This window comes from Piscinibacter sp. HJYY11 (assembly GCF_016735515.1).
In the GTDB taxonomy this organism is placed as follows: Bacteria; Pseudomonadota; Gammaproteobacteria; order Burkholderiales; family Burkholderiaceae_C; genus Rhizobacter.
On record NZ_JAERQZ010000001.1, the window covers coordinates 5028551 to 5051073 of the forward strand.

At 68.8% G+C, this 22523-nt stretch carries 27 protein-coding genes; 8 read left to right on the forward strand and 19 right to left on the reverse strand.

The window, feature by feature from the left end:
- Positions 1–121: 121 nt before the first annotated feature.
- The 13 genes from JI745_RS23550 to rarD all read right to left on the reverse strand — a co-directional run bounded on the left by JI745_RS23550 (position 122) and on the right by rarD (position 12031).
- Positions 122–616 (reverse strand): PEP-CTERM sorting domain-containing protein, encoded by a 495-nt coding sequence (locus JI745_RS23550; protein WP_201812238.1) that lies wholly within the window; start codon positions 614–616, stop codon positions 122–124.
- Between the two features lie 98 nt (positions 617–714).
- On the reverse strand, positions 715–2010 hold the full coding sequence (locus JI745_RS23555) for a hypothetical protein (RefSeq protein ID WP_201812239.1): 1296 nt from the start codon (positions 2008–2010) through the stop codon (positions 715–717).
- Between the two features lie 55 nt (positions 2011–2065).
- Entirely contained in the window at positions 2066–3526 is a 1461-nt protein-coding gene (locus JI745_RS23560) for an undecaprenyl-phosphate glucose phosphotransferase (protein ID WP_201812240.1), read from the reverse strand.
- A 151-nt stretch (positions 3527–3677) separates the two neighbouring features.
- Positions 3678–4148 (reverse strand): hypothetical protein, encoded by a 471-nt coding sequence (locus tag JI745_RS23565; RefSeq protein ID WP_201812241.1) that lies wholly within the window; start codon positions 4146–4148, stop codon positions 3678–3680.
- Entirely contained in the window at positions 4145–5200 is a 1056-nt protein-coding gene (locus JI745_RS23570) for a beta-ketoacyl synthase N-terminal-like domain-containing protein (protein ID WP_201812242.1), read from the reverse strand. The genes JI745_RS23565 and JI745_RS23570 overlap by 4 nt, the downstream gene beginning before the upstream one ends.
- Positions 5201–5210: 10 nt before the next feature.
- On the reverse strand, positions 5211–5477 hold the full coding sequence (locus JI745_RS23575; RefSeq protein WP_201812243.1) for a phosphopantetheine-binding protein: 267 nt from the start codon (positions 5475–5477) through the stop codon (positions 5211–5213).
- A 2-nt stretch (positions 5478–5479) separates the two neighbouring features.
- Entirely contained in the window at positions 5480–6649 is a 1170-nt protein-coding gene (locus tag JI745_RS23580) for an ABC transporter permease (protein ID WP_201812244.1), read from the reverse strand.
- A complete protein-coding gene (locus JI745_RS23585; RefSeq protein WP_201812245.1) occupies positions 6649–7566 on the reverse strand; it encodes an ABC transporter ATP-binding protein in 918 nt (305 codons plus the stop codon). The genes JI745_RS23580 and JI745_RS23585 overlap by 1 nt, the downstream gene beginning before the upstream one ends.
- A gap of 27 nt (positions 7567–7593) precedes the next feature.
- Positions 7594–8589 (reverse strand): BtrH N-terminal domain-containing protein, encoded by a 996-nt coding sequence (locus JI745_RS23590; RefSeq protein ID WP_201812246.1) that lies wholly within the window; start codon positions 8587–8589, stop codon positions 7594–7596.
- Complete coding sequence (locus JI745_RS23595) at positions 8586–8981, reverse strand: hypothetical protein (protein WP_201812247.1); 396 nt, start codon at positions 8979–8981, stop codon at positions 8586–8588. Before JI745_RS23595 ends, JI745_RS23590 begins: the two co-directional genes overlap by 4 nt.
- Entirely contained in the window at positions 8982–10115 is a 1134-nt protein-coding gene (locus tag JI745_RS23600) for a beta-ketoacyl-ACP synthase III (protein ID WP_201812248.1), read from the reverse strand. It abuts the gene before it with no gap.
- Entirely contained in the window at positions 10105–11064 is a 960-nt protein-coding gene (locus JI745_RS23605; RefSeq protein WP_201812249.1) for a dialkylrecorsinol condensing enzyme, read from the reverse strand. Before JI745_RS23605 ends, JI745_RS23600 begins: the two co-directional genes overlap by 11 nt.
- A 79-nt stretch (positions 11065–11143) precedes the next feature.
- Positions 11144–12031 (reverse strand): EamA family transporter RarD, encoded by an 888-nt coding sequence (rarD, locus tag JI745_RS23610; protein WP_201812250.1) that lies wholly within the window; start codon positions 12029–12031, stop codon positions 11144–11146.
- Between the two features lie 76 nt (positions 12032–12107).
- On the opposite strand from rarD, the gene JI745_RS23615 reads away from it, so the two are divergent.
- The 3 genes from JI745_RS23615 (at position 12108) to JI745_RS23625 (ending at position 14095) form a co-directional block, all read left to right on the forward strand.
- Positions 12108–12377, forward strand: coding sequence for a MoaD/ThiS family protein (locus JI745_RS23615; protein ID WP_201812782.1), 270 nt, complete (start codon positions 12108–12110; stop codon positions 12375–12377).
- A 4-nt stretch (positions 12378–12381) separates the two neighbouring features.
- Positions 12382–13458, forward strand: a complete 1077-nt coding sequence (locus tag JI745_RS23620) for an exo-alpha-sialidase (RefSeq protein ID WP_201812251.1) — start codon at positions 12382–12384, stop codon at positions 13456–13458.
- A 115-nt stretch (positions 13459–13573) separates the two neighbouring features.
- Entirely contained in the window at positions 13574–14095 is a 522-nt protein-coding gene (locus JI745_RS23625; RefSeq protein WP_201812252.1) for a hypothetical protein, read from the forward strand.
- 1 nt (position 14096) lies between these two features.
- Here the strand turns inward: JI745_RS23625 and JI745_RS23630 are convergent, their stop codons facing one another.
- On the reverse strand, positions 14097–14474 hold the full coding sequence (locus tag JI745_RS23630) for a YchJ family protein (protein ID WP_201812253.1): 378 nt from the start codon (positions 14472–14474) through the stop codon (positions 14097–14099).
- An 85-nt stretch (positions 14475–14559) separates the two neighbouring features.
- Positions 14560–15513 (reverse strand): helix-turn-helix domain-containing GNAT family N-acetyltransferase, encoded by a 954-nt coding sequence (locus tag JI745_RS23635; RefSeq protein WP_201812254.1) that lies wholly within the window; start codon positions 15511–15513, stop codon positions 14560–14562.
- 110 nt (positions 15514–15623) lie between these two features.
- On the opposite strand from JI745_RS23635, the gene imuA reads away from it, so the two are divergent.
- The 3 genes from imuA (at position 15624) to JI745_RS23650 (ending at position 19514) form a co-directional block, all read left to right on the forward strand.
- Entirely contained in the window at positions 15624–16415 is a 792-nt protein-coding gene (gene imuA / locus JI745_RS23640) for a translesion DNA synthesis-associated protein ImuA (RefSeq protein WP_201812255.1), read from the forward strand.
- An 18-nt stretch (positions 16416–16433) separates the two neighbouring features.
- Complete coding sequence (locus JI745_RS23645) at positions 16434–17927, forward strand: DNA polymerase Y family protein (RefSeq protein ID WP_201812256.1); 1494 nt, start codon at positions 16434–16436, stop codon at positions 17925–17927.
- Between the two features lie 96 nt (positions 17928–18023).
- Positions 18024–19514 carry a methyl-accepting chemotaxis protein gene (locus JI745_RS23650; protein WP_201812257.1) on the forward strand — a complete coding sequence of 497 codons (1491 nt, stop codon included), beginning with the start codon at positions 18024–18026 and terminating at the stop codon, positions 19512–19514.
- 19 nt (positions 19515–19533) lie between these two features.
- On the opposite strand, the gene JI745_RS23655 is transcribed toward JI745_RS23650, so the two are convergent.
- Positions 19534–19758 carry a hypothetical protein gene (locus tag JI745_RS23655; RefSeq protein WP_201812258.1) on the reverse strand — a complete coding sequence of 75 codons (225 nt, stop codon included), beginning with the start codon at positions 19756–19758 and terminating at the stop codon, positions 19534–19536.
- Positions 19759–19903: 145 nt separating this feature from the next.
- Between JI745_RS23655 and JI745_RS23660 the strand changes: the two genes are divergently transcribed.
- Entirely contained in the window at positions 19904–20302 is a 399-nt protein-coding gene (locus JI745_RS23660) for a nuclear transport factor 2 family protein (protein WP_201812259.1), read from the forward strand.
- A 29-nt stretch (positions 20303–20331) separates the two neighbouring features.
- Here the strand turns inward: JI745_RS23660 and JI745_RS23665 are convergent, their stop codons facing one another.
- Entirely contained in the window at positions 20332–20619 is a 288-nt protein-coding gene (locus JI745_RS23665) for a hypothetical protein (RefSeq protein ID WP_201812260.1), read from the reverse strand.
- 106 nt (positions 20620–20725) lie between these two features.
- On the opposite strand from JI745_RS23665, the gene JI745_RS23670 reads away from it, so the two are divergent.
- Complete coding sequence (locus tag JI745_RS23670) at positions 20726–20911, forward strand: hypothetical protein (protein ID WP_201812261.1); 186 nt, start codon at positions 20726–20728, stop codon at positions 20909–20911.
- A 23-nt stretch (positions 20912–20934) separates the two neighbouring features.
- Here JI745_RS23670 and JI745_RS23675 read toward each other — a convergent pair whose 3' ends face one another.
- Together JI745_RS23675 and JI745_RS23680 are read right to left on the reverse strand one after the other, a co-directional pair.
- On the reverse strand, positions 20935–21711 hold the full coding sequence (locus JI745_RS23675) for a hypothetical protein (protein ID WP_201812262.1): 777 nt from the start codon (positions 21709–21711) through the stop codon (positions 20935–20937).
- Positions 21712–21835: 124 nt separating this feature from the next.
- Entirely contained in the window at positions 21836–22327 is a 492-nt protein-coding gene (locus JI745_RS23680; RefSeq protein WP_201812263.1) for a hypothetical protein, read from the reverse strand.
- Between the last annotated feature and the right edge of the window lie 196 nt (positions 22328–22523).

Sequence of the window (22523 nt, forward strand, 5' to 3'; positions counted from 1 at the left end):
ATGACGACCCTTTCCTTGCGAGATGGGGTCGTCCCCCGGCATGAAAAACGCCGGCAAGGTCGTCCTGGCCGGCGCGCCGGAGTTTAGGCCGCCGCGTGTGCGGCCGCGTCCTGTGGGGGATTCAGAGCTTGCGGCGGCGGCCCACGAAGGCGAGGGCGCCCAGGCCGGCGAGCAGCATCGCGTAGACGCCGGGCTCGGGCACGGGGGTCACCTGCACGTTCTGCAGCTGCAGGCCGAAGTTGGGGCCGGGCACGCCGCGCAGGGCGAAGACCAGGCCGCCGTCACCGCCGGCGGTGGTGGTGAAGGAGTAGCTGTTCCACCCGGAGGAGGACGTCACGTCGCTCAGCAGGCCGCGGGTGGACGGGCCGTCCAGGGTGTCGAACAAGAAGCCGAAGCTGAGCGTCTTGTCGGATGTACCGGCAAACTTTTCCGCTTGATATTCGAAGCTCACGTTGTAGAGGCCAGAAGACAGGTCCTCGAATTTCTCGAAGCAGAAGCGCTGGCCCAGGCCGCTTTTCAGCGGGTCGTCGCAGCTGTTGAGCGCCGCCTGTGCAGTGGAGACGGCGCCGAAGGAAAGGACGGTGGTGGCAAGGCAGGCAATCAGTTTGTTCTTCATGTGTACTCCAGTGGTGCAGAAAAAGCTCTCGGGAAAGGCCTGCTGCACGAAGGCAATCGGCGTTCCGTTGTCGCTGCGCTGTCCCCCTGCCGCGGCGCTCAGCGGATGGCGAATTCGGCCGTGCAGCCCCCCACCGTGGCGGTGTAGGGCGAGCTCAGCCCGGGTGCGCCGCTGACGCGACGCTTTTCGTGGGACACCTGGCAGCCGAGCGTGAGGGCGCTGATGGGGATGTAGGTGAACCCGATGCCGCCGATGGTGGTGGCGTCGGTCCCAGTCGCGGTGGTGACGCCGCCGTTGGGGATGCTGTTGTCAAGCTTGCGCCGTGCGTAGCTCACCCGCGGCACGATGGAGATCTTGGCCGTGGCCGCCCATGTGATGGCAAGCGTGGCGGCGTCGACGGAGCGGCTGTCGCTGCTGTCGCCGGCCACGAGGGTGGAGTCGAAATCGGTGCGGCCGACGCTGCGATCGTGCGAGAGGTCGAGGTCGGTCGTCAGCTTGCCGGTCGGTCGCCAGAGCCAGCCGACGGCGCCCGTCCACCCGCGGTTGTCGCGCTGGGTCTGCGTGGTGTGGCGCTCGCGCGTGGCGCTGATGCGGGTGTTGAGAGAACTCGCGCCGCTGGCAGTGAAGTTGGTGATGAGGTCGATGTCGTCGCGGGTGAACTCGTCGGGCTCGGCGGCGGCGATGTTGGGGTAGCGGCCTTCGCTGCGGCGCACGCCCAGGCGCGTGGAGAGGCTGCTGCTGGGCCGATAGCGCACGCCGCCGTTGATGGAGGTCTGGCGCATGTCGCGATCGTCGACGTCTTCGCCGATGTAGTTGTCGTCGCTGGCGGTGGCCCCCGCTTCGAACGACCACAACCCGACAGTCCCCACGCGCGCCTGGACGCCGAGCGCGGTGCTGCGCACCTGGTTGCGCGCCAGCGAGATGGTGCCGTTGACGGTGTCGCGGTAGAGCCGCTGGCGCTGCTGCGCGCTCAGCGCGCCGGAGAGGCTCCCGGCCGTTTCCCAGTCCCAGCGCGCATCGGCGCTGTAGTCGGTGTGGTTGAGCTGCTCGTTGTTGCGGTAGCGGTTGGCATTGGCCTGCACGTCGACGAAGAAGTGCTGGCGTCCGATCGACTTGTCGATCCCCAGGTGAACGCCGCTGCTCCAGATGCGATCTCGTTCGACCTGCCCGCTGCCTTCGGGTGCGCGGAAGAGGTTGCTCTCGCCGACCAGGCCCTGGCGGATGCCGAAGACGAAGGGAGAGCGCTCTTCAGTGCGCGGGCTGGCGGAGGCCGGCGCCGGTGCGGGTGCTGCCCCGGTGGGGGGCGTCGACGGTGCAGGGGCGCCCGCTTCCTGTGCGTGAGCGAGCGTGGCGCTGATCAGGCCCATCAGCAAGGGCAGGGTGGTGGTTCTCATCTTTGGTGGCAGCAGCAGTGGTGGGTGAAGGGATCGATCGGGTGTTGAGGGGTCCTCAATAGGCGTTGCGATCGAAGAACAGCACGCGCACCGTGCGCGCGATGATCTTGAGGTCGAGGGCGAGCGACCAGTTGCGCAGGTACTCGAGGTCGTAGCGCACGCGCGCGGCCATCTTGTCGACGGTGTCGGTCTCGCCGCGGAAGCCGTTGACCTGGGCCCAGCCGGTGATGCCGGGGCGCACCTTGTGGCGCAGCATGTAGGCCTGCACGATCTTTCGGTATTCCTCGTTGTGGGCCACGGCGTGCGGGCGCGGGCCCACGAGGCTCATGGTGCCGAGCAGCACGTTGAAGAGCTGCGGCAGCTCGTCGAGCGAGGTCTTGCGGATGAAGGCGCCGAAGGGCGTGATGCGCGGGTCGTTGCGCGTGGCCTGCTGCACCACCGGGCCGTTGTCCTGGGTGCGCATCGAGCGGAACTTGAAGACCAGGATCTCCTTGCCGTCGAGGCCGGTGCGGCGCTGCTTGAAGATGATCGGCCCGGGCGAACTCATCTTCACGCCGATGGCCACCGCCAGCAGCACCGGCGAGATCAGCACGAGGATGATGGACGACAGCACGATGTCGGTCGCGCGCTTCACGAGGTGGTTGGTGCCGGTGATGGGCGACTCCAGCAGGCTCACCACGGGGATGCCTTCCAGGTCCTGGAGCTGGCCCTGGATGAGGTCGACGCCGGCGAAGTCGGGCACGTAGTGCACCGAGGTGGTGGTGTCCTGCAGGCGGCTGATGAGCTCCCTCACGCGCGGCTGCGCCACCAGCGGCAGCGTGATGTAGACGTTGTGGATGTCGTTTTGCTTCACGTGCTCGACCACGTCTTCCACGCGCCCGAGCACCCTGCCCGAGGCGCCGTCGTGCACGCGGTCGGCCCGGTCCTCGAAGTAGCCCACCAGCTCGTGCACGCAGCCCGAGTAGGCGGTGAGCGCGTGGGCCACGCGCACGCCGTTCTCGCCCGCGCCGACCACCACCGCGCGGCGGCGGTACTCGGGCCGCTCGCTCAGGCGGCGCAGCCAGCGGCAGCTCGTGGTGACCATGAGCCACTGCATCGCCGGGGTGACGATGGCCCAGCTCAGCAGCACTTCGCGCGAGAAGAAATGGAAGCTGTCGGTCGCGTAGCCGAAGAGCATCAGGATGAAGAGCACCGCGACCCAGTGGCTCACGATGTTGATGCCCGCTCGGAATGGGTCTTGTTTGCAACGGTCCACCCCGGGGAAGGTGAGGACCAGCACCAGCATCCCGAGGATCAGCTCCGGGCGGTCGATCGGTTCGTCGAACCAGATCGCGGCGAGCGCGAGCGTGAGCAGCGTGGCGAGCGGCTCGGCCACGGCGGCGACGAAGGTGTGGATGGAGGGCGGTGCCACCGGGAACACCCGTTCGGGCCTGGTGGCGGTGGCGTCGTGCGGGCCGATGTGCGCGCCCGCGACCGGGCGTTGAACAGCACTGTCCAGGATCGGCAGGTCTGACATGAAAACTTCCCCTTTGACCGGTTAATCGTTCCGGTCTCGAGCCGCTGCGCGTGGTGGGCGTTGACGCTTCTGGCGCAAAGGGCTCGGACCCTGCGCGGCTTTCGGCAACCTGCGTGCCGCGCCGGGGAGCGCGGCGGTTTTCAGCGAAGGATCAGCGGTGGGTGTATCGCCACCACTCGGTGCGGCGGTCTTCTTCCACGGTGCCGACCAGGAGGCCGGCGGGGCCGCATTCGAGCTGCGCGAGCTGCAGCGTGGCCGGGGTGTTGCGGCTCAGCACGTAGCGTGCATCGCCCTGCCAGCCGAGGTGCTGGCCCAGCGCCGCCAGGGTCTGGCTGGGCTGGCTTTGCATGAAGGTGAAGGGAAGCGGCAAGCCTTGCCGGGCCTGCTCGGCGACGACGCGTGTCGCGCCCATCGGGCCGTGCACGCCCACCACGCGCAGCAGGGCGCCGGGGGGCAGCGCTTCTTCTTGTGACGCATCGAGGCACAGGCGGGCGCCGTGCAAGGCGAGCTCGGCCCAGGTGCCGATGCGGCGCGGGCGCGTGCCGAGGCGGCGCGCAAGTTGATCGCGCCAGTCGGCGGGCAGCGGGTCGAGCACGACGTGCGATCTGAGGATCCAGCTCATGCTTGCGTGTCCTCCAGCACCACGGCCGTGTGGCCGCCGCCGAAACCGAGGATGCACGCCAGCACGTGACGTGCGTGTGACGGTGGCACCTTGGCGAGCGGGGCTTGCAGCGCGGGGTCTTGCGCATGATCGGCCCGCGGCCAGGCGCCGGATTCGAGGCAGGCGGTGAGCAGCGCGATCTCGGCGACGCCCGAGGCGCCGAGCGTGTGGCCGATTGCTGCCTTGAACGAGACCAGCGGCGGCAGCGGGTCGAACACCTGCCGCAACGCGCGCGCCTCGGTGGCATCGCTCGCGGCACCACCGGCGGCTTGCGGCTTGACGAGGCCGATGTCGTGCGCGGTAAGCGCGCTGTCGGCCAGGGCTTGATGGCACATGTCGATCACGGCGCTCTCGATGGAGCCGGCCGGGTCGCGGCCGTCGACGACGTTGGCGCCACCGGCCAGGCGCCAGCGCGAAGGCTGCGCCGAGAGCTGCAGGGCGGCGACGGCTTCGCCCAGCACGAGGCCGTTGCGCCCCAGGCCGTAAGGCAGCGCAGCGCTGTGGCTCAGGAGCTGCATGCCGGCGAAGCCGCCGAGGGTGAGGGTGTTGCGCAGCTCCAGGCCGAGCACCAGCGCCTGCGGCACGACGCCGTGGCGGACCAGGGTGCGGGCGCTCAACAGCGCGTTCAGGCCCGAGGTGCAGGCGGTCGAGACGGTGTAGACCGGGCCTTGCCAGCCGAGCCAGCCGGCCACCGAGTCGGCGAAGGCCTGGTGGTCGCGGTCGAAATCATGGGTGGCTTCCAGCAGGCCGATGTCGAGCGAGGACGATGCGATGAAGAGCGCCCCGGTGCGATCGGTGGCGCCTGCCTCGGCGGCGGCGCGCTCGACGAGCCGCCGGCTGCGCGACGTCCAGTCGGTGTCGTCGTCGTCGATCGCGTAGCAGGGCCACGACGAGCCATCGGCGAGCGTGACCGGCACCGGTGCCGCGCCGGCCGGCAGGGCCGCCATCGCGCTGCCGAGGTCGGGCCCCAGCGCCGACGCGAGCGCACGGCCGGCAATGAAGACCTCGTTCATTCCCGAGGTGTCACTTGAGCGAGGGGGCATGCAGCTTCAGGTGCTCGGCCAAGTGCGCGATGGAGGTCAGCGCGCGGCGCGTGTCCTTGCTGTCGGGCATGCGCACGCCGTAGCGCTGCTGGATGGCCATCGAGATCTGCAGCGCGTCGAGCGAGTCGAGCGCGAGGCGCGCATCGGGGCCGAAGAGCACCTCGTCGTCGCGGAGGCCACCCTCGGGCTCAGACTTCTCGGCGGCTTCGAGGATCAATGTCTTGAGGTCGGCGATCAGGTCTGGCATGGCTAGCGGGAAGAGCGTTGGAACGAGCGTTGAAAGAGTGCGAGCGCGATGCCGAACATCAGCGCGGCAAACAGCGAGAGACGTGCGAGCTGCGGCGCGGTGCTGGCGACGTCGCCGCCGCGCAGCACGACATTGAGCAAGGCTTCGAGCCCCCAGTTCATCGGCGACCACTCGGCCAGGCGCTGCATCGAGGCCGGCATCACGAACTTGGGCACCATGATGCCGCCGATGGCGGCCATCAGCACGTTGATGATCGGGCCGACCGCCGCGGCCTGCGCGTGCGTGCGCACCGCGCAGGCGATGGCGATCGCCATGCTGACCGCCGCCAGGCTGATGGCGACGAGTGCGAGCAGCAGCGCCGGCCAGTTCACGTGCGTGAGCGAGAGGGCGTCGCCGCCGATCGCGGGCATCAGCCACACGCCGACGGCCAGCATCAGTCCGGCCTGCACCGCGTTCACCCCGAGGTAGGGCAGGCCCTTGGAGGCGAGCAGCGTGCTGCGCGAGACGCCGAGGCTGCGCAAGCGGGCGAGCGTGCCGCTCGTGCGCTCCTCGACCACCAGGCCGGCCAGCGAGGCGACGACGAAGAACATGCCGAAGACGAGCCACGCCGGCACGTTCTGCTGCACGGCGCTCGGGCGTGGGCCCGTGTTGCCGGCGCGCTCGGGCTGCACGATGTTGATCATCGAGGCGTCGGCGGCGGGCTTGGGCGCGTTGTTCTGCGCGAGCGCGGCGCGGGCCTTCAGTTCGCCGGCGGTGCCGGCGAGTTCGGCGCGCAGGGTGTTGAGCAGGTTGCCGTCAAGACCCGGCTCGGCGACGAGGCGGATGTGCGCTTGCGTGGGCAGCGACGGCTCTTCCAGTTCTTGCGAGAGACCGGGCTGCAGCACCAGCACGTACTTGAGTCGGCCTTCGCGCAGTTGCTGCTGCCAGTCGGGGGACAGCGGCTGTGCGGGGCCGTGGCCGCGCTCCCAGTTCTTGACCAGCGCGCGCGCGAGCGGGCCGGTGTCTTCTGCCTGCACCGCATAGGCCAGGCTCTTCTGTGGCGGGCTGTAGTAGTCCTTCAGCGCCAGCGACATGATCACGATGAAGAGCACCGGCAGCAGGAAGAGCGCGGCCAGGCTGTGCGGGTCGCGGATGAGCGCGAGCAGTTCCTTCTTGATGAGGGCGGGCAGCATCAGTCTCTCAATGACCGTTGGGTGAGCGACATGAAGAGCTGCTCCAGGTTGCCGCGGCCGAACTGGGCGTTGTGCACCTTGGCGCCGGCGGCGTCGAGTGCCGAGAGAACTTCCGCGGGCCGGCTCGAGAGGCGCAGGCTGATCTGCGGCGAGCCGGCATCGACGACGGTGCCGTGCTGCGCGAGCAGGCCGAGCAAGGCCTCGCGCTCGATGCCGTCGGCGGCCAGCACCATCACCAGCTCGTGTTGCGCGAGCAGCTCGTCGAGCGAACCGGCGCGCAGCACCTTGCCATGGTCGAGGATCACCACGCGGTCGGCGATGGCCTCGATCTCGTCCATGTAGTGAGAGGTGTAGATCACCGCGGCACCGTTGCGTGCCAGCGTCTTGATGGCCTCGAGGATGAAGGCGCGCGATTGCGGGTCGACACCGACGGTCGGCTCGTCGAAGAGCACCAGCTCGGGCTCGGGCAGCAGCGCGATGGCGAAGTTGAGCCGGCGCTTGAGCCCACCGGAGAGCTTCTCGGCGCGCGTGCCCTGGTAGCGCTCGAGTTGCGCGAAGGCCAGGCAGGCGGCGATGCGTTCGTCGCGCCTTGCGCCGCCCAGACGGCCGGCAGCGGCGAAGCAGGCCAGGTTCTCGGCCACCGTCAGCATCGGGTAGAAGGCGTATTCCTGGGGCGCGACGGCAATGCGCGTCGGTCCGGCGGCACGTACGGCGTCGAGGGGCTGTCCATCGATGAGGATCTGCCCCTGCTGCACCGGCAGGAGACCTGCGAGGTGCGAGATCAGCGTCGTCTTGCCGGCGCCGTTGGGCCCGAGCAGGCCCAGCACGCTGCCACGCTGGGCGGTGAGCGACACGCCATCCAGTGCGGCCGTGTCAGCGCGGGGGTAGCGGTAGCCGAGGTGCTCGATCGACAGCATGGGGCGGCATTGTCACCGCCGCGGGCGTCACTTCACCGCGGCCTGCAGGTCTTTGAAGAACGCTTCTTCCTGGTCGGCCTGCTGGCGCAGCAATGCCGCGATGGCCGACGGGTTCACCGGCTCGCGGCCCTTGATCATGCGGGCGGCCTTGAGTGCCATCGCGCGCCAGCCGTCGCCGATCGTGGTGAGCCGCTCGGAGAACTGCGTGAGCACCGGCAGCTGCGCGAGCTGCGCCGCTTCCTGCAGGAAGGCGGCGTAGATGAAACGGAAGCCGGCGCCGCCGGTGCCGATCTCTTCCTGCATGCGCACGATCTGGCCGATGAAGTCGGCGCTGTGCTTCTCGCCCGCGGGCAGTTTCTCGACGTGCTTGGCGAGCCAGCGCATGCCGCGCACGCCGGCGATGGGCACGGGCGGCAGCATGGCGCGGCAGTTCTTGCGGATCGCGGCGCGCACGGCCTCGGGGGTGATCTGCTTCTGCGGGATGGCCTTCGGGTAGTACAGCAGGCCCTTGGGCGCGAGTGCGCCCTTGGCGAAACGCGCGCGCAGCAGGTCCGCACTCGCGCAGCGCTGCGGGTGCTCGAACACCGGGTCGCTGATCAGGTACTCATCGCCTTCCTTGCCGTAGACCAGGAGGTTGTGCGCATTGAAGTGGAAGCGCATGTCGGGCGGGAAGTACGGCAGCCAGTAGACCGAAGTCTGCAGGCCGACGATCTGGCCGCTGGCGAGAAGGTCGTCGAGGCGCTTCGCGCCGGCCTGCGGCGAGCGGAAGGTCTCGAAGCGGAAGCGCGTGGCCAGCGGGGCCAGCAGGCCCTTGATGATGGCGCGCGGCAGCGAGCGGTAGGCGATCAGCGGCAGGCCGTTGATCTTGATGAACGGGAGGTAGGCAAAGGCGAGGCCGCCCGAGAGGCCGAAGGCCAGGCTCTCCGTGACCGGCACGCCGTGGTGGCGCAGCAGGTTGGAGATGACGCCGCTCTCGCAGTGCGCCGAGTGGTGATGTTGAAACGTCGCGGCGTGTGAGTTCATGGCAACTTGCGGATCTCGGTGACCGTGAGGCCCAGCGCATCGGCATAGCGCTGCAGGTGCTTGTCGGTCAGCGTGGCGAAGATGTCGGGGCGCAGGTGGCGCTTCACGCGCCATTGCCAGTAGCCGCTGGTCTGCGACAGCAGCGGCACGTCCATGCGGCGGGCGCACATCCAGTATTCGAGCGGCGAGGCGGCGCCGGCCTGCACACGCTGGCGCGCCGCTTCGGCGAGCGCCTGCAGCGTGTCGACCGCGTTGCTGGTGACGATCTCTTCGGCTTCCCAGCCCTTGCTGGGGGCGATCACGATGCGGCCGCTGGCGTCGCGCGCATAGACGGCCTTGCGGTGGCCGCCCAGCGTGGCGTTGCCTTCCTGCGGGACGTTGTCCAGATCCATCTAGACAGCGGTGAGATGAATGAAGCCGGTCGAGAAGCGACCACTTTCCGGGATGTACATCAGGAGCTTCTGCCCCTTCTGGATGCGGCCCGAACGGAACAGCTCGTCGAGCATGATGTACGGCGAGGCCGAGCCGGTGTTGCCCTTGGTCACGAGGTTGCTGAACCAGCGCTCGCGCGGGATGGGCAGCCCGGCTTCGCCGATCGCCTGCTCCACCGGGCCGGCGAAGAAGGACGAGGAGATGTGCGGCAGGAACCAGTCGATCTCGCTTGCGACCAGGCGGCGCCTGTCGACGATCTCGGCCAGCGGGTCGCGCACGGTGGCGCGGATGACGTGTTCGTTGAGCAGGCGCACGTCCTGCTTCACCGCGAAGATCGACTTGGCCTGCCACTCGTCGGTGCCGAAGCGCAGCCAACCGCGCAGCGAGCCGTCTTCGTTCTTGTCGCCGCCGGCGTACATGCACACGGGCAGTTCGTTCGCGGCCGACGAGAGGTCGATCCAGTCGACGCGCAGCGAGAGCGGGCCGCTCGGAGCTGCTTCGAGCAGCACGGCGCCGGCGCCGTCGGACAGCATCCAGCGCAGGAAGTCCTTCTCGAATGCGATCTCGGGGCGCTCTTCGAGCTGCTGCAGCTTGTGCTCGACCTCGGGGTCGAAGTTGCGCGCCAGCATGATGGGCGAGGCGAGTTCTGAGCCGGTGGCCACCGCGCGCTTGGATTCACCGGACTTGATCGACAGCCACGCGTGCTTGAACGCTGCCGCGCCCGACAGGCAGATGCCGGCGCACGACACGGCTTCGAGGCGCGGCCAGCCGAGCTCGCCGTGCACCATCACCGCATGGTTGGGCATGAGCTGGTCGGGCAGCGAGGTGCCGGTGGCCAGCGTGTCGACGCGGCCGATGTCGCCCATCGCGCGGATCGCGTTGGCCGTCATCTGGGCGTTGGTCATCGCCGGTTCGCCGGTGGCGCGGTCGATGGCGTAGTGGCGCGACTGGATGCCGTTGCTGCGCAGCACCAGCCGGCGTGCCCGCGAGGGCTTGCCGCCGACCATGCCGAGCACGGATTCGATCTCGTCGTTGGAAACGGGCGCGAAGGGCAGGAACGCACCGGTGCGCGTCAGAAAGACATCAATCCCCATACAAGTGGCTGCGTTCCGTGGATGAGCCAGAGGGCTCTTCAAACTGGGTCTTGATTTTAGAGAGCCACCCTCCCATGAAGGGCCGCAGAAGCGTCTGCAGGAGGATGCTGGTGGGCACTACCGTGATGATCATCACGATCAGGAAGGTGACGTAGATCGCGAGCAGCGGCACGCGCTGCGGTGCCCCGGGCTTGCCGGCGGCCATCAGCAGTTTTCCCCAGACGTGGAAGCTGCGCGAGGCGGCTTTTTCGCTGAAATAGAGACGCGGGTCGACGGTCGCCGCGCCCAGCCCGGTGAGCAGCGGCTGCGTGCTTTTTTCACGATCGGCATGCAGCGAATCGACCAGTGCCTTGCCGAAGCGGCCGGCGCTCTGGATCTGCGCATCGTTCAGGCCCGCATCGGGCATGCCCCAGAAGCCCTTGCGGCTGCCGGACAGCACCCACTTGGGCGTGGTGAAGAAGGTGGCGAGGGTGGGGCCCGGGTCGACGTAGACGACGTTGTCGACCAGGCGCGCACCGGCGGCCGCGAGCAGGCCCTTGAGCTTCTCGTGCGCCATCAGCCACATGTTGCGGCAGGCGATCAGCGTGACGACGGGCTTGCCGGCCAGGAGCTTCTTCGCCACCGGGTGCTGCAGGAAGGCGGTGACGGGCTGCGAGGGGGCCAAGAACCACACCTGGTAGGGCAGCACGATGAGGTCGAAGTCTTCGTCGCCGGTCAGCGACAGCGGCTTCAGCTCGGGGCCCTTGAGGTGGTACGACTCGGGGAAGGCGTCGAGGAAGGGGAAGAAGCCCCAGGGGAAGGGAAAGGGCTTGCGCGTCTCGATCGTCTCGATGTGCAGCGAAACCTTGGGGTCCTCGCGCAGGGGCTTGAGGAAGCTGTCGGTCAGGGTGTTGAGTTGTCCGCTCTGCGAATAGCGCAGCACCAGGACCTTCTTGACGGTGTTGTTCACCACAAAGCCATGAGAAGAAAACGGGATTGCCTATGGTAGGCGAGCGCACGCCAACCAGTGGTCCTGAAAAGAAGGGAAATCAGGCAGTTTGTGGTGCGGTACCGGCGCGGCTGCGCCACCAACCCTCGGCGCTGTAGAGCGCGAGAGCGGACCAGATCAGCACAAACCCCATCAGCCGTTCGGCCGAGAAGGGCTCGTGGAAGAGCCACACGCCGAGCGCGAGCTGGATGGTCGGGCCGATGTACTGCAGCAGGCCAAGGGTGGTGAGCGAGATTCGCCGGGCGCCGGCCGCGAAGAGCAGCAGCGGGATGGCGGTGATCGGGCCGGCGGCGATGAGCCAGAGGTTGGTCGACGCGTCGGGCGCCGGGAAGACGCTGGTGCCCTGGCTGATCCAGAAGCCGAGCACGGCCATGGCGATGGGCGCGAGGATCAGCGTTTCGAGCGTCAGCCCTTCCAGCGCGCCGAGCGTTGCCACTTTTCGCAGCAGCCCATAGAGGCCGAAGCTGCCGGCGAGCGCCAGCGCGATCCAGGGTGGCCGGCCGGCCAGCACGGTGAGCCACAGCACGCCGGCCGCGGCGATGCCGAGGGCCACCCACTGCATGCGGCGCAGCCGCTCGTGCAGCACGGTGTAGCCCAGGAGCACGTTGACCAGCGGGTTGATGAAGTAGCCGAGGCTCGCCTCGATCACGTGGCCGTTGTTGACGGCCCAGATGTAGGTCAGCCAGTTGGCCGACAGCAGCACGGCGCTTGCGGCAAACGCCAGCAGCACCTTGGGTTGCGTCAGCACCGGACGGACCCACGCCCATTGCCGCCGCAGCGTGAGCACCACCAGCACGAAGACCAGCGACCACACGATGCGGTGGACGAGGATTTCACCGGAGGGGACGCTCGCGATCTGGCGGAAGTAGAGCGGGAAGATGCCCCACAGCGCAAAGGCGAGGGCGGCGTACAGGGCTCCGATGGGCATCGAGCGATTCTCACCGCCCTGCTCGCGGGTTGCTCGCAGGTGGTCATTCGGCGGGCGGCGCGGCATGATCCGCCGCGTGGCCCATGTCGTCTTCACCCAGCAGCTCAAGCGCTTCACCGAGGTGCCCGAGGTGGACACGCCCGCGGCCACGCTGCGCGAGGCGCTGCAGGCGGCGTTCGACCGCAACCCCCGGCTGCGCGGCTACGTGCTCGACGACCAGGGTCACCTCCGGCCCAACGTCGTGGTGTTCATCGACGGCCGGCGCAGCCGCGAGCGTGTGCTTCTCAACGATGCATTGACGCTCGACAGCCAGGTGCACGTGCTGCAGGCGCTCTCAGGAGGATGACGAGATGACGGCAACGCGAGCGTGGGCGGCCACGCGCAAGGGCTTGTTCGAGCTGCAGCGCTCGTCGAGAAGCTGGGACGTGGCGAGGGTGAGCTTCCTGGCCGAGCCGGTGTCGATGGTGCTTCCGCCGATCGGTGGCAGCGGCCGCATGCTGGCTGCGCTCAACCTCGGCCACTTCGGCGTGAAGGTGCATGCGAGCGACGACGCCGGCGTGACCTGGCGCGAAGTCGACACGCCCACTTATCCGCCGCAGCCCGAGGGCGCCGAAGGGCCAGCGTGGAAGCTGGTGCAGATCTGGTCGATGGAGGCGATCCACGGCGCCATCTGGGCCGGCACGCTGCCAGGCGGCCTCTTCAAGAGCAGCGATGGCGGCGAGCACTGGCAACTGGTCGACTCGCTCTGGTCGCGCCCCGAGCGGCTGGGCTGGTTCGGCGGGGGCTACGACGTGCCGGGCATCCACTCCATCCTCCCGCACCCGACGCGACCGGGCGAGCTGCTGCTCGGCATCAGCTGCGGCGGCGTGTGGGGCAGCCGCGAAGGCGGCATGCAATGGGAGCTGCAGGCCAAGGGCATGCGCGCCGACTTCATGCCGCCCGACCAGGCCGGCGACGAGAACACGCAGGACCCGCACCTCATCGCCTCGTGCGCCGCGGTGCCCACGGCCGTCTGGTGCCAGCACCACAACGGCATCTTCCGCTCGACCGACGGCTCGCAGCGCTGGCAGGAACTCAAGCCGCCCATCACCGGCTTCGGCTTCGCGGTGGCCGCGCATCCGCGCGAGCCCGGCACCGCCTGGTTCGCGCCCGCCGTCAAGGACGAGAAGCGCGTGCCTGTCGACGGCGCGCTCTTCGTGCACCGCACACGCGACGGTGGCCAGACCTTCGAAGCGCTGCGCACCGGCCTGCCGCAGAAGGACTGTTACGACCTCGTCTACCGCCACGGCCTCGTCGTCGACGACACCGGCCGTTCGCTCTTGATGGGCAGCACCACCGGCAACCTGTGGGCGAGCGACGACGCGGGCGAGAGCTGGGTCGAAGTCTCGGGCCACCTGCCGCCGATCCACGCGGTGCGTTTCGGCTGAAGGCGTCGTTGGGGTAGGTCCTCCCCCTCCATCGTGGGGCGACACCCTGTGCGCGGGAATGACAACCTGCGCGCGAGATGACGAAATGGCACCCATCGTGCGCCGGAGTTCAGCCATGCCCATCACCATCGCCGTTGGAGCCCGTTCCCTCTTCGTCACCTCGATCGCGTGGCTGTTCATCCTGCTCGGGGTGGTGGCCAGCGTCTCGGCGCTGCTGCAGAACGCGATGATCGCGTCGCTGCTGCCCTTGCCGGCGCAGGCGGGCCTGACGGGGCTGCTGGTCGCGAAGCTGCCGTGGGTCACCGGCGCCTGCCTCGTGCTGTCGGTCGCGATGCTCGCTTCGGCCGTCGGCCTGCTGCTGCGGCTCGACTGGGCGCGGCGCACCTTCATCGGCCTGCTCGTCGTGGCCATCGTCGCCAACCTGCTGGGCCTGTGGCTGCAGCAGGAGCTGATGCAGGCAATCGTCGACCACGCGCTCAGCAGCGCCGCGCTGCCGCCCAAGGCAGCGGGGGTGTTCGGCGGCTTCGTGACCGCGGCGCGGGTGATGGCGGTGGTGGTGACGCTTGGGGCTTGCGGGCTCTTGGCGTGGATCATCCGCCGCTTGATGTCTGCGGCCGTGCGGCAAGAGTTCGCCTGATCTAGCTGAGATCCCCGTCCACGTAGAACCAGCGGCCGTCTTCGCGCACGAAGCGGCTCTTCTCCTGCAAGCGGTGGGCGCGCCCGCCGAGCTTGCTGCGGGCGACGAACTCGACCGTCGCATGGTCGGCGTCCTGCAGCTGGTGTTTCTTCACGTCCAGGCCCAGCCAGCGCAGGCCGGGCGGGTTGGGCTCGATCGACGCCGGCCGTGTGCGCGGGTGCCAGGTGGCGAGCAGGTAGTCGATGAGGTCGCGCACGTAGGCGCTGTAGCGCGAGCGCATGAGCGCTTCGGCATCGGGTGCCTGCAGATGCATGGGCCCCGAGTGGAAACGGCCGCAGCAGTCGGCATACGCGCGCGCCGCACCGCAATCGCAGGTCATGTTGACCCCTCGTCCGTCGGGTACGCCGGCCGATCCCCCGAGGGGATGCGGGCCGGCTTGGGAGCGGCCCGGCGCTCGGCCCGCTTCATGTCAGCTCCTTCTGCCAGGTCTCGCCCACCAGATCGTGGCCGAAGCTGTGGTGCGGCTCGCTCGCGACGAGCTGGTAGCCCGCCTTCTGGTAGATGCCGCGTGCGGCGGTCAAGAGGCTGTTGGTCCACAGCGTGATGCGCCGGTAGCCCGCCATGCGCGCGAAGCGCTCGCATTCGTGCACCAGCCGCTGGCCGAGGCCGAGGCCGCGGGCGGTGTGCTCGACCAGCAGCATGCGCAGCTGTGCCACGCCGGGCAGCGGGTCGTGGGTGGCGTCGTCGCGCGCCTGCACGAGGAAGACGCAGCCGATGTTCTGGCCGTCGCGCTCGGCGATCCAGCCGGTCTCGCGGGCCGGGTCGAAGTGCTCGATGAAATCGGCCGCGACGCGGGCGACCAGCGCCTCGAAGCGCATGTCCCAGCGGTACTCCTGTGCGTAGAGCGCGCCGTGGCGCGAGACCACCCAGCCCATGTCGCCCGCACGGTGCGGCCTCAGGATGTACGGGGCAGTCCCGTGGCGAGGCGCGTCGTCGCCCAGCAGCTGCTGCAGCGTGCCCATCGCCTGCAGCACCTGCTGGCGGTGCGCTTCGGGCAGCGGGGCGATGAGCGCGGCGGCCTGCTCGCGCGAGCGCTGGTCGAACGGGGCGAAGGCGGTGCGGCCGGCGGGGGTGAGGCTCAGCCGGGTCTGGCGGGCGTCGGTGGGGGAGCGGGTGCTGTCGACCAGGCCCTGCTCCTTCAGCCGGCGCAGCAGGCGGCTCAGGTAGCCGGCGTCGAGGTCGAGGGTGCGCGCGAGTTCGGTGGCGGTGGTGTGCTCGCAATGCGCCAGCTCCCAGAGGAGGCGCATTTCCGCGAGCGAGTAGGGCGAGCCCAGCAGGCCTTCGTTCAGCACGCCGATGCGGCGGGTGTAGAAGCGGTTGAAGGCGCGGATGGATTCCAGCGGGTCGGCGGCAGGCATGGCGGGATTGTGCCCAATTGATTGCCAAAGGCAATCAATTCGATGCCTTTGACAACTCACCAATGCCCGAGGATTTGCGAAAAGTACTGTACGTAAATACAGTATCTCCCATGGCCACCGCCCAGCTTTTCGCCCCAAACGCCCCGCTGACCCCCGTGCCGCGGGCCCAGGCGCGGCCGGCCCTGGCGCCCGAAGACCTGCACCCCCAGCTGTGGCGTGCCCACCAGCTCGGGCGCAGCGCCGAGCGGCCCATCCCCAGCGGCTTCGAGCCGCTCGATGCCGAGCTGCCCGGCGGTGGCTGGCCCTGCCGGGCGCTGACCGAACTGCTGCTGCCGCAGGCCGGCATCGGCGAGATCCGCCTGCTGGCCGCCTGCCTTGCCCGCGTGCAGCAGGCCGGGCGGCTGGTGATGATGTTCGACCCGCCGGCGGCGGTGTCGGCCCCGGGCTTGAGCGAGATGGGGCTCGACGTGGCCCAGCTGCTCGTGATCCAGACCCACTTGCAGGTGCATGCCGGGGCCGACCGCCTGTGGGCCCTGGAGCAGGCGCTGAAGAGCGGCCACGTGGGAGCGGTCGTGGCGTGGATGCCGCCGCGCCTGCGCGCCGAGCGTGTGCGCCGCCTGCAGCTGGCGGCCCATGTGCACGACGGGCCGGCCTTCATCTTCCGCGAGCCGGCGGTGCAGGGGCAGGCGAGTGCGGCGCCGCTGCGGCTGGCGCTGCACCCGGCCGGCCCCGACCAGCTGGCGCTGCGGGTGCTCAAGCGGCGCGGGCCGCCCTTGCTGGCGCCCCTGCACCTGGCCTTGCCGCCGGTGCTGACCGCGGCCGCGGCACGCCGCGCGGAGCTCGGGCAGGACGAGGGCGCGCTCGCCGGGTTGAGCGCGGCCACCTTCATCAACCTCGTTTGAGCTTCATGGAGGCTCGCGATGTTGTGGGTTGGCGTGCACCTGCCCTTGCTGTCGCTGGAGTCCTTCTCGGCCGGCCTGACGCAGCCCACCCAGCAGCCGATCGTGCTGGTCGACGCACACCACATCGTCAGCGCCGACGCAGCCTCGCAGGCGCTCGGGGTGAGCGTGGGCATGAAGCGCGCCACCGCGCTGGCGCTCGCGCCGCACCTGCTGCTGGGCCAGGCCGACGCATGGCGTGATGCGCAGGCCCTGCAGGCCGTGGCCCATGCGGCCCTGGCCTTCACGCCGATGGTGTGCCTGGCCGAGCCCGATGGGGTGCTGCTGGAGGTGCAGGCCAGCCTGCGCTACTTTGGTGGCCTGGCGGCCCTGGTCCGCAAACTGAGAGACACCCTCGCCCCGTTCGGCCACCGCCTGCAGATCGTGAGCGCCCCCACGGTGCAGGGCGCGGCCTTGCTGGCCCGTCTGCACGACGGCCTGCATTGCGCCGACCGGCCGGCGCTGCAGCGCGCCCTGGAAGACGCGCCGCTCGAGGTGCTGGCCACGGCTGCGCCGCAGGCCGATGTCATGCTCGGCATGGGCCTGCGCCGAGTGGGCGACCTGCGCCAGTTGCCGCGGCCGGGCCTGGCGCGCCGCTTCGGGCAGGCACTGCTCGACGAGATGGACCGCGCCTTCGGCGACCGGCCCGACCCGCGCGAGCCCATCGTGCTGCCGCCCACGTTTCGCAGCGGGCTCGAGCTCTTTGCCCGGGCCGACACCACCGAGCAGCTGCTGCACGGTGCGCAGATGCTGCTGCTGCGGCTGGTGGCGTGGCTGTCGGCGCAGCACGCGTTCGTCACGCGCTTTCGGCTGCTGATGAAACACGAGGCGCGCTGGCGCGACGGCAACACCGCGCCCACCACCCCGCTCGACGTGGCCCTGGCCGAGCCCTCGCGCGACGTGGCGCACATGCTCGTGCTGCTGCGCGAGCGCCTGGCCCATGTGCAGATGGCGGCGCCCACGCTCGAGCTCGCCATCGAGTCCGACGACATCGTGCGGCGGCCGCCACCGAATGCCGAGCTCTTCCCCACGCCGCAGAGCGAGCGCGCCGGCATCGCGCGCCTGATCGAGCGCCTGCAGGCGCGGCTGGGCCGCGAGCAGGTGCAGCGCCTGCAGCCGGTGGCCGACCATCGGCCGGAGCGGGCCACCCAGGTGATGCCTGCCGACCCCTTGATGAAAGGCACGTCCGCCGGTGGCCCGCCGCCGGGACCGATCACACGGCCTCTGTGGCTGCTGCCCGAGCCGATGGCGCTGCAGCAGCGACACGACCATCCCTTCCTGAACGGCCGGGCCGTGCAGTTGCTGGCCGGCCCCGAGCGCATCGAGGCCGGCTGGTGGGACGGCGATCTCGTCGAGCGCGACTACTTCATCGGCCAGACGGCCGATGGCGTGCTGGTGTGGGTGTTCCTCAACCACCCCCAGCATCTGCCTTCAAGCCCCACGCAAGGCTGGTTTCTTCACGGCCGTTTTGCCTGAATTTCAGGGGAAACGTTTCCTCAAGTCCGCCCACCGACCGCCGATAGATTCCTGACGATGCGCCTCGCATCGCTTTGCATTCGTTCAGGACTCGATATGAAGATCGACAACTTGGCACTGCGCTCTCGCCTCGTCATCGGCTTTGTGCCGCTGCTGCTCATCGTGGTGGTCAACACCGTCTGGGCCGCCTCCGTCGCCCAGGGCAGCGCCCGCTACTGGATTGCCGCGCTCGGCGCGGCTGCCATCGCCCTCGGCCTCGCGCTCGCCTGGTGGATCGTGCGCAGCGTGGTCGCGCCGGTGCGAGAAGCCCTCGACGCTGCGCGCCAGATCATGGCGGGCGACCTCACGCTCGAATGCACCACCACGCGCCGCGACGAGTTCGGCCAGCTGATGCTCGTGCTGGGCGGCCTGAAGGACTGTCTCTTCAAGGTGGTGAGCGACGTGCGCACCGGCACCACCACGGTCGCCAGCACCTCCTCGCAGATCAACCGCGACAACACCTCGCTGTCGGAGCGCACCACCACGCAGACCGACTCGCTGCAGCAGACGGCCGCGTCGATGGAGCAGATCACCATCACCGTCCGCCAGAACGCCGACAACGCCGAGCAGGCCAACAAGCTCGTGCTCGCAGCCTCGGGCCATGCGGCCAAGGGCGGCGAGGTGGTGAGCCAGGTCGTGAGCACCATGGGCTCCATCAAGGAGAGCTCGCGCCGCATCGCCGACATCATCGGCGTGATCGACGGCATCGCCTTCCAGACCAATATCCTCGCGCTCAATGCCGCGGTGGAAGCGGCCCGTGCCGGCGAGCAGGGCCGTGGCTTCGCCGTCGTCGCCGCCGAAGTGCGCACGCTGGCGCAGCGCTCGGCCACGGCCGCGAAGGAAATCAAGTCGCTGATCGGCGACTCGGTCGACAAGGTCGAGACCGGCAGCCGCCTCGTCGACGACGCGGGCCGTGCGATGACCGAGATCGTGTCGTCGGTGAAGCACGTGGCCGGCATCATGAAAGAGATGGCCGGTGCCAGCCACGAGCAGAGCCAGGGCATCCAGTCGGTCAACCAGGCCATCACCGAGATCGACGGCATGGTCCAGCAGAACGCCAAGCTGGTGAAGGACGCGACGCAGACCGCCGCCACGCTCAACGAGCAGGCGGTCGGCCTCCTGAAATCAGTGGCGGGCTACAACCTCGGCACGCGCGAGCACGGCAGCGCCGAAGAAGCCGAGGCCATGGTCAAGGCCGGCATCGCCTTCTTCCAGGCGCACGGCAAGCAGGCGCTCATCGACGAGATCAACAAGCTCGGCAAGGGCCAGTTCATCGACCGCGACCTGTACCTGATGGCCATCACCATCGACGACTACAAGTTCTGCGCCCACGGCAACAACCCGCGAACGCTCGGCGCGGGCCCGGTCAGCAAGGACGTGGACGGCAAGTTCTTCGTGAAGGAGATGGCCGAGCTCGCGCGCCGTGGCGGCCAGGACTGGGTGGACTACAAGTGGGCCCACCCGGTGACCAACGAGATCCGGCTCAAGACCTCGTACGTGGAGCGCGCAGGCGATCTGGCGGTGGCCTGCGGCATCTACAAGAGCTGAATCGGAAAGAGCGGGGCGTTCAGCCCTTGCGCCCGCCGCCGAAGAGCAGCAGCGCCGCGCCGCCCGCGATGGCGGCGACACCGGCCCACACCGGCACGTTGACCGATTCCTTCTCCTTCACCGAGAACTCGATGGGGCCGAGCTTCACGTCGTGCGTGTTCTTGGTGTAGCTGAAGCCGCCGTAGACGAGGGCGAGCACGCCGGCCACGATCAGCGCAGCGCCCAGCAGTTTGAGTGGGGTCATGGGAGGTCTCCTGTGCTCATTGGATGGGACGGATTCTGCCTGCGGGCGTAGGACGCGACTGACCGGCCGATTCCGCGTTGTCTGGTGCACAGGCTGTGTGCCGCGGCGCATATTGGGTTTTCCGGCAGTTCTGAAGGAGACCCACATGCAAGCTCGAAACACAAGTGATCTGATCGAACTCGAAAACAGGTTCTGGCAGTCGATGGTGGATGAAGACACCGACACGGCCTTGTCGATGCTGGACGAACCTGCGCTCATGGTGAGCGAGTACGGCGCCATGCAGTTCGACCACAGCCAGTACCGCAAGATGGCCGAGCAGGGAAAGATGGTCATCAAGTCGTTCGAGCTGAGCGACATGAACGTCGTGTTCCCGACCGACGAGACGGCGGTGCTGACCTATCGCGTGAAGCAGGCCATGGCGCCACGCGGCCAGGACGAGCTCATCCGCCAGGAGATGGCCGATTCATCGGTGTGGACGCGCAAGGGCGGCCAGTGGCGCTGCGTGATGCACACCGAGACCCCGGTGTCGAGCCAGCAGCATTGACCTGCTGCTGACGCACCCTCCGTCGTCCGTCAGGCCAGTGCCGTGCGGATGATGGTGACGGCGATCGCCGCGCCGAGCCAGGTGCCCACGCGCTTGAGCAGCGCCATGTCGACCGTGCCGGGCGCCGCCGTGGCGCTGCGCCCGAAACCCACCACGAACGCATGCGCCGGCAAGGCGATCAGGAGCAGGGTGGCCACCACCAGCTCGACGCTGCCGGCACTGCCAGCACCCCCGTAGCGCGACCACAGAAAAGGCCACGCGAGTGCCGCGACGGCACCGGCGGCAGCGGCTGTCCAGAGGGTGGGGGTGATCTTCACGGAAGTGTGCGGAGGATGCGTGGGCTCGCAGCGTAATCGACAGCGCGAAATGCCGACATGGGGTGCCCCCTACAATCGCGCGCCTTGTGATGGACATGACCGCACCTTGAAGACCACCTCGAAGACCCCGCGTTCCAGCAAAACCCCTCTGCTCGCCACCACGCAGAAGGAGGTCGTGACCCCGGCCGTCCCCCAGCCCGAGAATGCTCGGATCAAGACGGTGCTCGTGGCCTCGTACGGCTGGCCGACGGCCGACATGCAGCCCTCGAGACGACAGCAAGCGCGGCGCTGAAGTCCTCGCGCGCGGGTGCAGCCTCAGACGTGCTGGCGCAGGTGGACGCGTGAGGCACCCTGCACCAGCAATGCGACCCCCAGCGCGGCCAGGAAGGCGCCCGCGATGCCCAGGTGCGCGAGCGACACCGCGAGCACCAGGCAGAAGCAGGCGAAGGCGTAGTACCCGAGCACCATGCTGCGCAGTTGCCGAATGGCGAAGGCCGTGCCCGTGTGAATGTGCGAGAACACGGTGAGCACCGAAGCGACCACCGGAAACATGGCAAGGAGGCCGCTCAGGCGCGGCCCGAGCTCAGACGCAAAGTGCGTCACGAGAACCACCAGCAGCGCGCCTGCCAGCATGCGCCACCAGATCTCGTAGCGTGAGCGAGGCGCCTCAACCGGCTCGTCATGCGGCGGGTGCGCATACAGCCGCGGCGCGACGAGCAGCGCCAGCAGCACGCAGATGCCTGACACCGGCAGCGACGGCGCCCACGCATTCAGCCCCAGCACGGCGACGAAGTAGCAGGCAAACGAGAACAGCGTGCTGCCGAGCCACGAGTAGCGGCGCGCGGCCCATCCATAGCTCGCCCCGAAGACCAGCGTGGCGATGACGGCCGACAAGGTCGCCGCCGACGCCTGGGCCGCGAAGCCCGGGCCTTGCTCCAGCGCGAGAAAGAGAAGAATCGGCGCGGCGACGACGGGAAACGCCGACAGCCACCCGGCGACACCCGGCCCCCATCGTCTGCCCGCCAATGTGACGCCGCCGATCAGCGACGGCACCAGCGCGATCTTCAGCGCAAAGACCAGGCTCGTCGTCATGGGCTGATGGCTTCACCCGAGGACCTGGCTCCCACGAGCGGGCTCACTGCATAGCCCTTGTACTTGAGCTCTTCCCCTGGTGAGTGCATGGCGACAAGTGTAGCCAGCCTCCTCGTGCAGATGGCTAGCTCGGCATGTAGACCCGCGCCACCACGAAGTCATGTGGCGTGACGAGGTCGAACTGCGGCACACCGCTTCGAACTCCAGGCGCAAGGGCCTCGGCGTCGGGATAGAGCATCCCCTTTTCATGCTTGACGAACGGCAGCACCTTGGCCGCGGCTCGCTGCCCGCCTGCATTCAGGAAGGTGCACACCTTCGTCTTGAGCAACTCGGTGTCTTGGCCGCGCTCTTCCAGGATGTGACCCATGTCGCGCCCTTCTTGGGAGTCGGTCTTCCCGATGCGACCCCCGGACCAACGGGTAGACCCGAGAAGCCTGATGTCGCTTGCACAGAGTCTGATTCCTGGGGCCAGCACGGCAATAGAAAACCCGGAGGCCAGGCGGCCGGCATGAAAGCCGATGGTTCGTTCGAGGTCTGCGGCTCCGAGCGTTTCGATGTAACGAAGGATCGTGAAGTTTCCAAGGACGCCTGGGACACGGTCACCGATCTTGTGCATGTTGCTTCTCGCTTCGCCTGGGTGGAGCGCCGACTCGAGGTCCGAGTGTCGCAAGTGCGGGCCGTGCCAGCATCATCTTTTCGAACGACCGCGGGAGGCCGCGGCGAGTCCCGTGGGCAGTCAGTCGGAAAGCCGCCACACGAGGGATTCCGTTGGCAAGCGTCACAGCGGCGAGCGACCTGCCGAAGTGGACCTG

Coding starts and splice junctions, on each gene's coding strand:
- JI745_RS23550 (WP_201812238.1), bottom strand. CDS start 616: ATGAAGAACAAACTGATTGCCTGCCTTGCCACCACCGTCCTTTCCTTC.
- JI745_RS23555 (WP_201812239.1), bottom strand. CDS start 2,010: ATGAGAACCACCACCCTGCCCTTGCTGATGGGCCTGATCAGCGCCACG.
- JI745_RS23560 (WP_201812240.1), bottom strand. CDS start 3,526: ATGTCAGACCTGCCGATCCTGGACAGTGCTGTTCAACGCCCGGTCGCG.
- JI745_RS23565 (WP_201812241.1), bottom strand. CDS start 4,148: ATGAGCTGGATCCTCAGATCGCACGTCGTGCTCGACCCGCTGCCCGCC.
- JI745_RS23570 (WP_201812242.1), bottom strand. CDS start 5,200: ATGAACGAGGTCTTCATTGCCGGCCGTGCGCTCGCGTCGGCGCTGGGG.
- JI745_RS23575 (WP_201812243.1), bottom strand. CDS start 5,477: ATGCCAGACCTGATCGCCGACCTCAAGACATTGATCCTCGAAGCCGCC.
- JI745_RS23580 (WP_201812244.1), bottom strand. CDS start 6,649: ATGCTGCCCGCCCTCATCAAGAAGGAACTGCTCGCGCTCATCCGCGAC.
- JI745_RS23585 (WP_201812245.1), bottom strand. CDS start 7,566: ATGCTGTCGATCGAGCACCTCGGCTACCGCTACCCCCGCGCTGACACG.
- JI745_RS23590 (WP_201812246.1), bottom strand. CDS start 8,589: ATGAACTCACACGCCGCGACGTTTCAACATCACCACTCGGCGCACTGC.
- JI745_RS23595 (WP_201812247.1), bottom strand. CDS start 8,981: ATGGATCTGGACAACGTCCCGCAGGAAGGCAACGCCACGCTGGGCGGC.
- JI745_RS23600 (WP_201812248.1), bottom strand. CDS start 10,115: ATGGGGATTGATGTCTTTCTGACGCGCACCGGTGCGTTCCTGCCCTTC.
- rarD (WP_201812250.1), bottom strand. CDS start 12,031: ATGCCCATCGGAGCCCTGTACGCCGCCCTCGCCTTTGCGCTGTGGGGC.
- JI745_RS23620 (WP_201812251.1), top strand. CDS start 12,382: ATGACGGCAACGCGAGCGTGGGCGGCCACGCGCAAGGGCTTGTTCGAG.
- JI745_RS23625 (WP_201812252.1), top strand. CDS start 13,574: ATGCCCATCACCATCGCCGTTGGAGCCCGTTCCCTCTTCGTCACCTCG.
- JI745_RS23630 (WP_201812253.1), bottom strand. CDS start 14,474: ATGACCTGCGATTGCGGTGCGGCGCGCGCGTATGCCGACTGCTGCGGC.
- JI745_RS23635 (WP_201812254.1), bottom strand. CDS start 15,513: ATGCCTGCCGCCGACCCGCTGGAATCCATCCGCGCCTTCAACCGCTTC.
- imuA (WP_201812255.1), top strand. CDS start 15,624: ATGGCCACCGCCCAGCTTTTCGCCCCAAACGCCCCGCTGACCCCCGTG.
- JI745_RS23645 (WP_201812256.1), top strand. CDS start 16,434: ATGTTGTGGGTTGGCGTGCACCTGCCCTTGCTGTCGCTGGAGTCCTTC.
- JI745_RS23650 (WP_201812257.1), top strand. CDS start 18,024: ATGAAGATCGACAACTTGGCACTGCGCTCTCGCCTCGTCATCGGCTTT.
- JI745_RS23655 (WP_201812258.1), bottom strand. CDS start 19,758: ATGACCCCACTCAAACTGCTGGGCGCTGCGCTGATCGTGGCCGGCGTG.
- JI745_RS23660 (WP_201812259.1), top strand. CDS start 19,904: ATGCAAGCTCGAAACACAAGTGATCTGATCGAACTCGAAAACAGGTTC.
- JI745_RS23675 (WP_201812262.1), bottom strand. CDS start 21,711: ATGACGACGAGCCTGGTCTTTGCGCTGAAGATCGCGCTGGTGCCGTCG.
- JI745_RS23680 (WP_201812263.1), bottom strand. CDS start 22,327: ATGCACAAGATCGGTGACCGTGTCCCAGGCGTCCTTGGAAACTTCACG.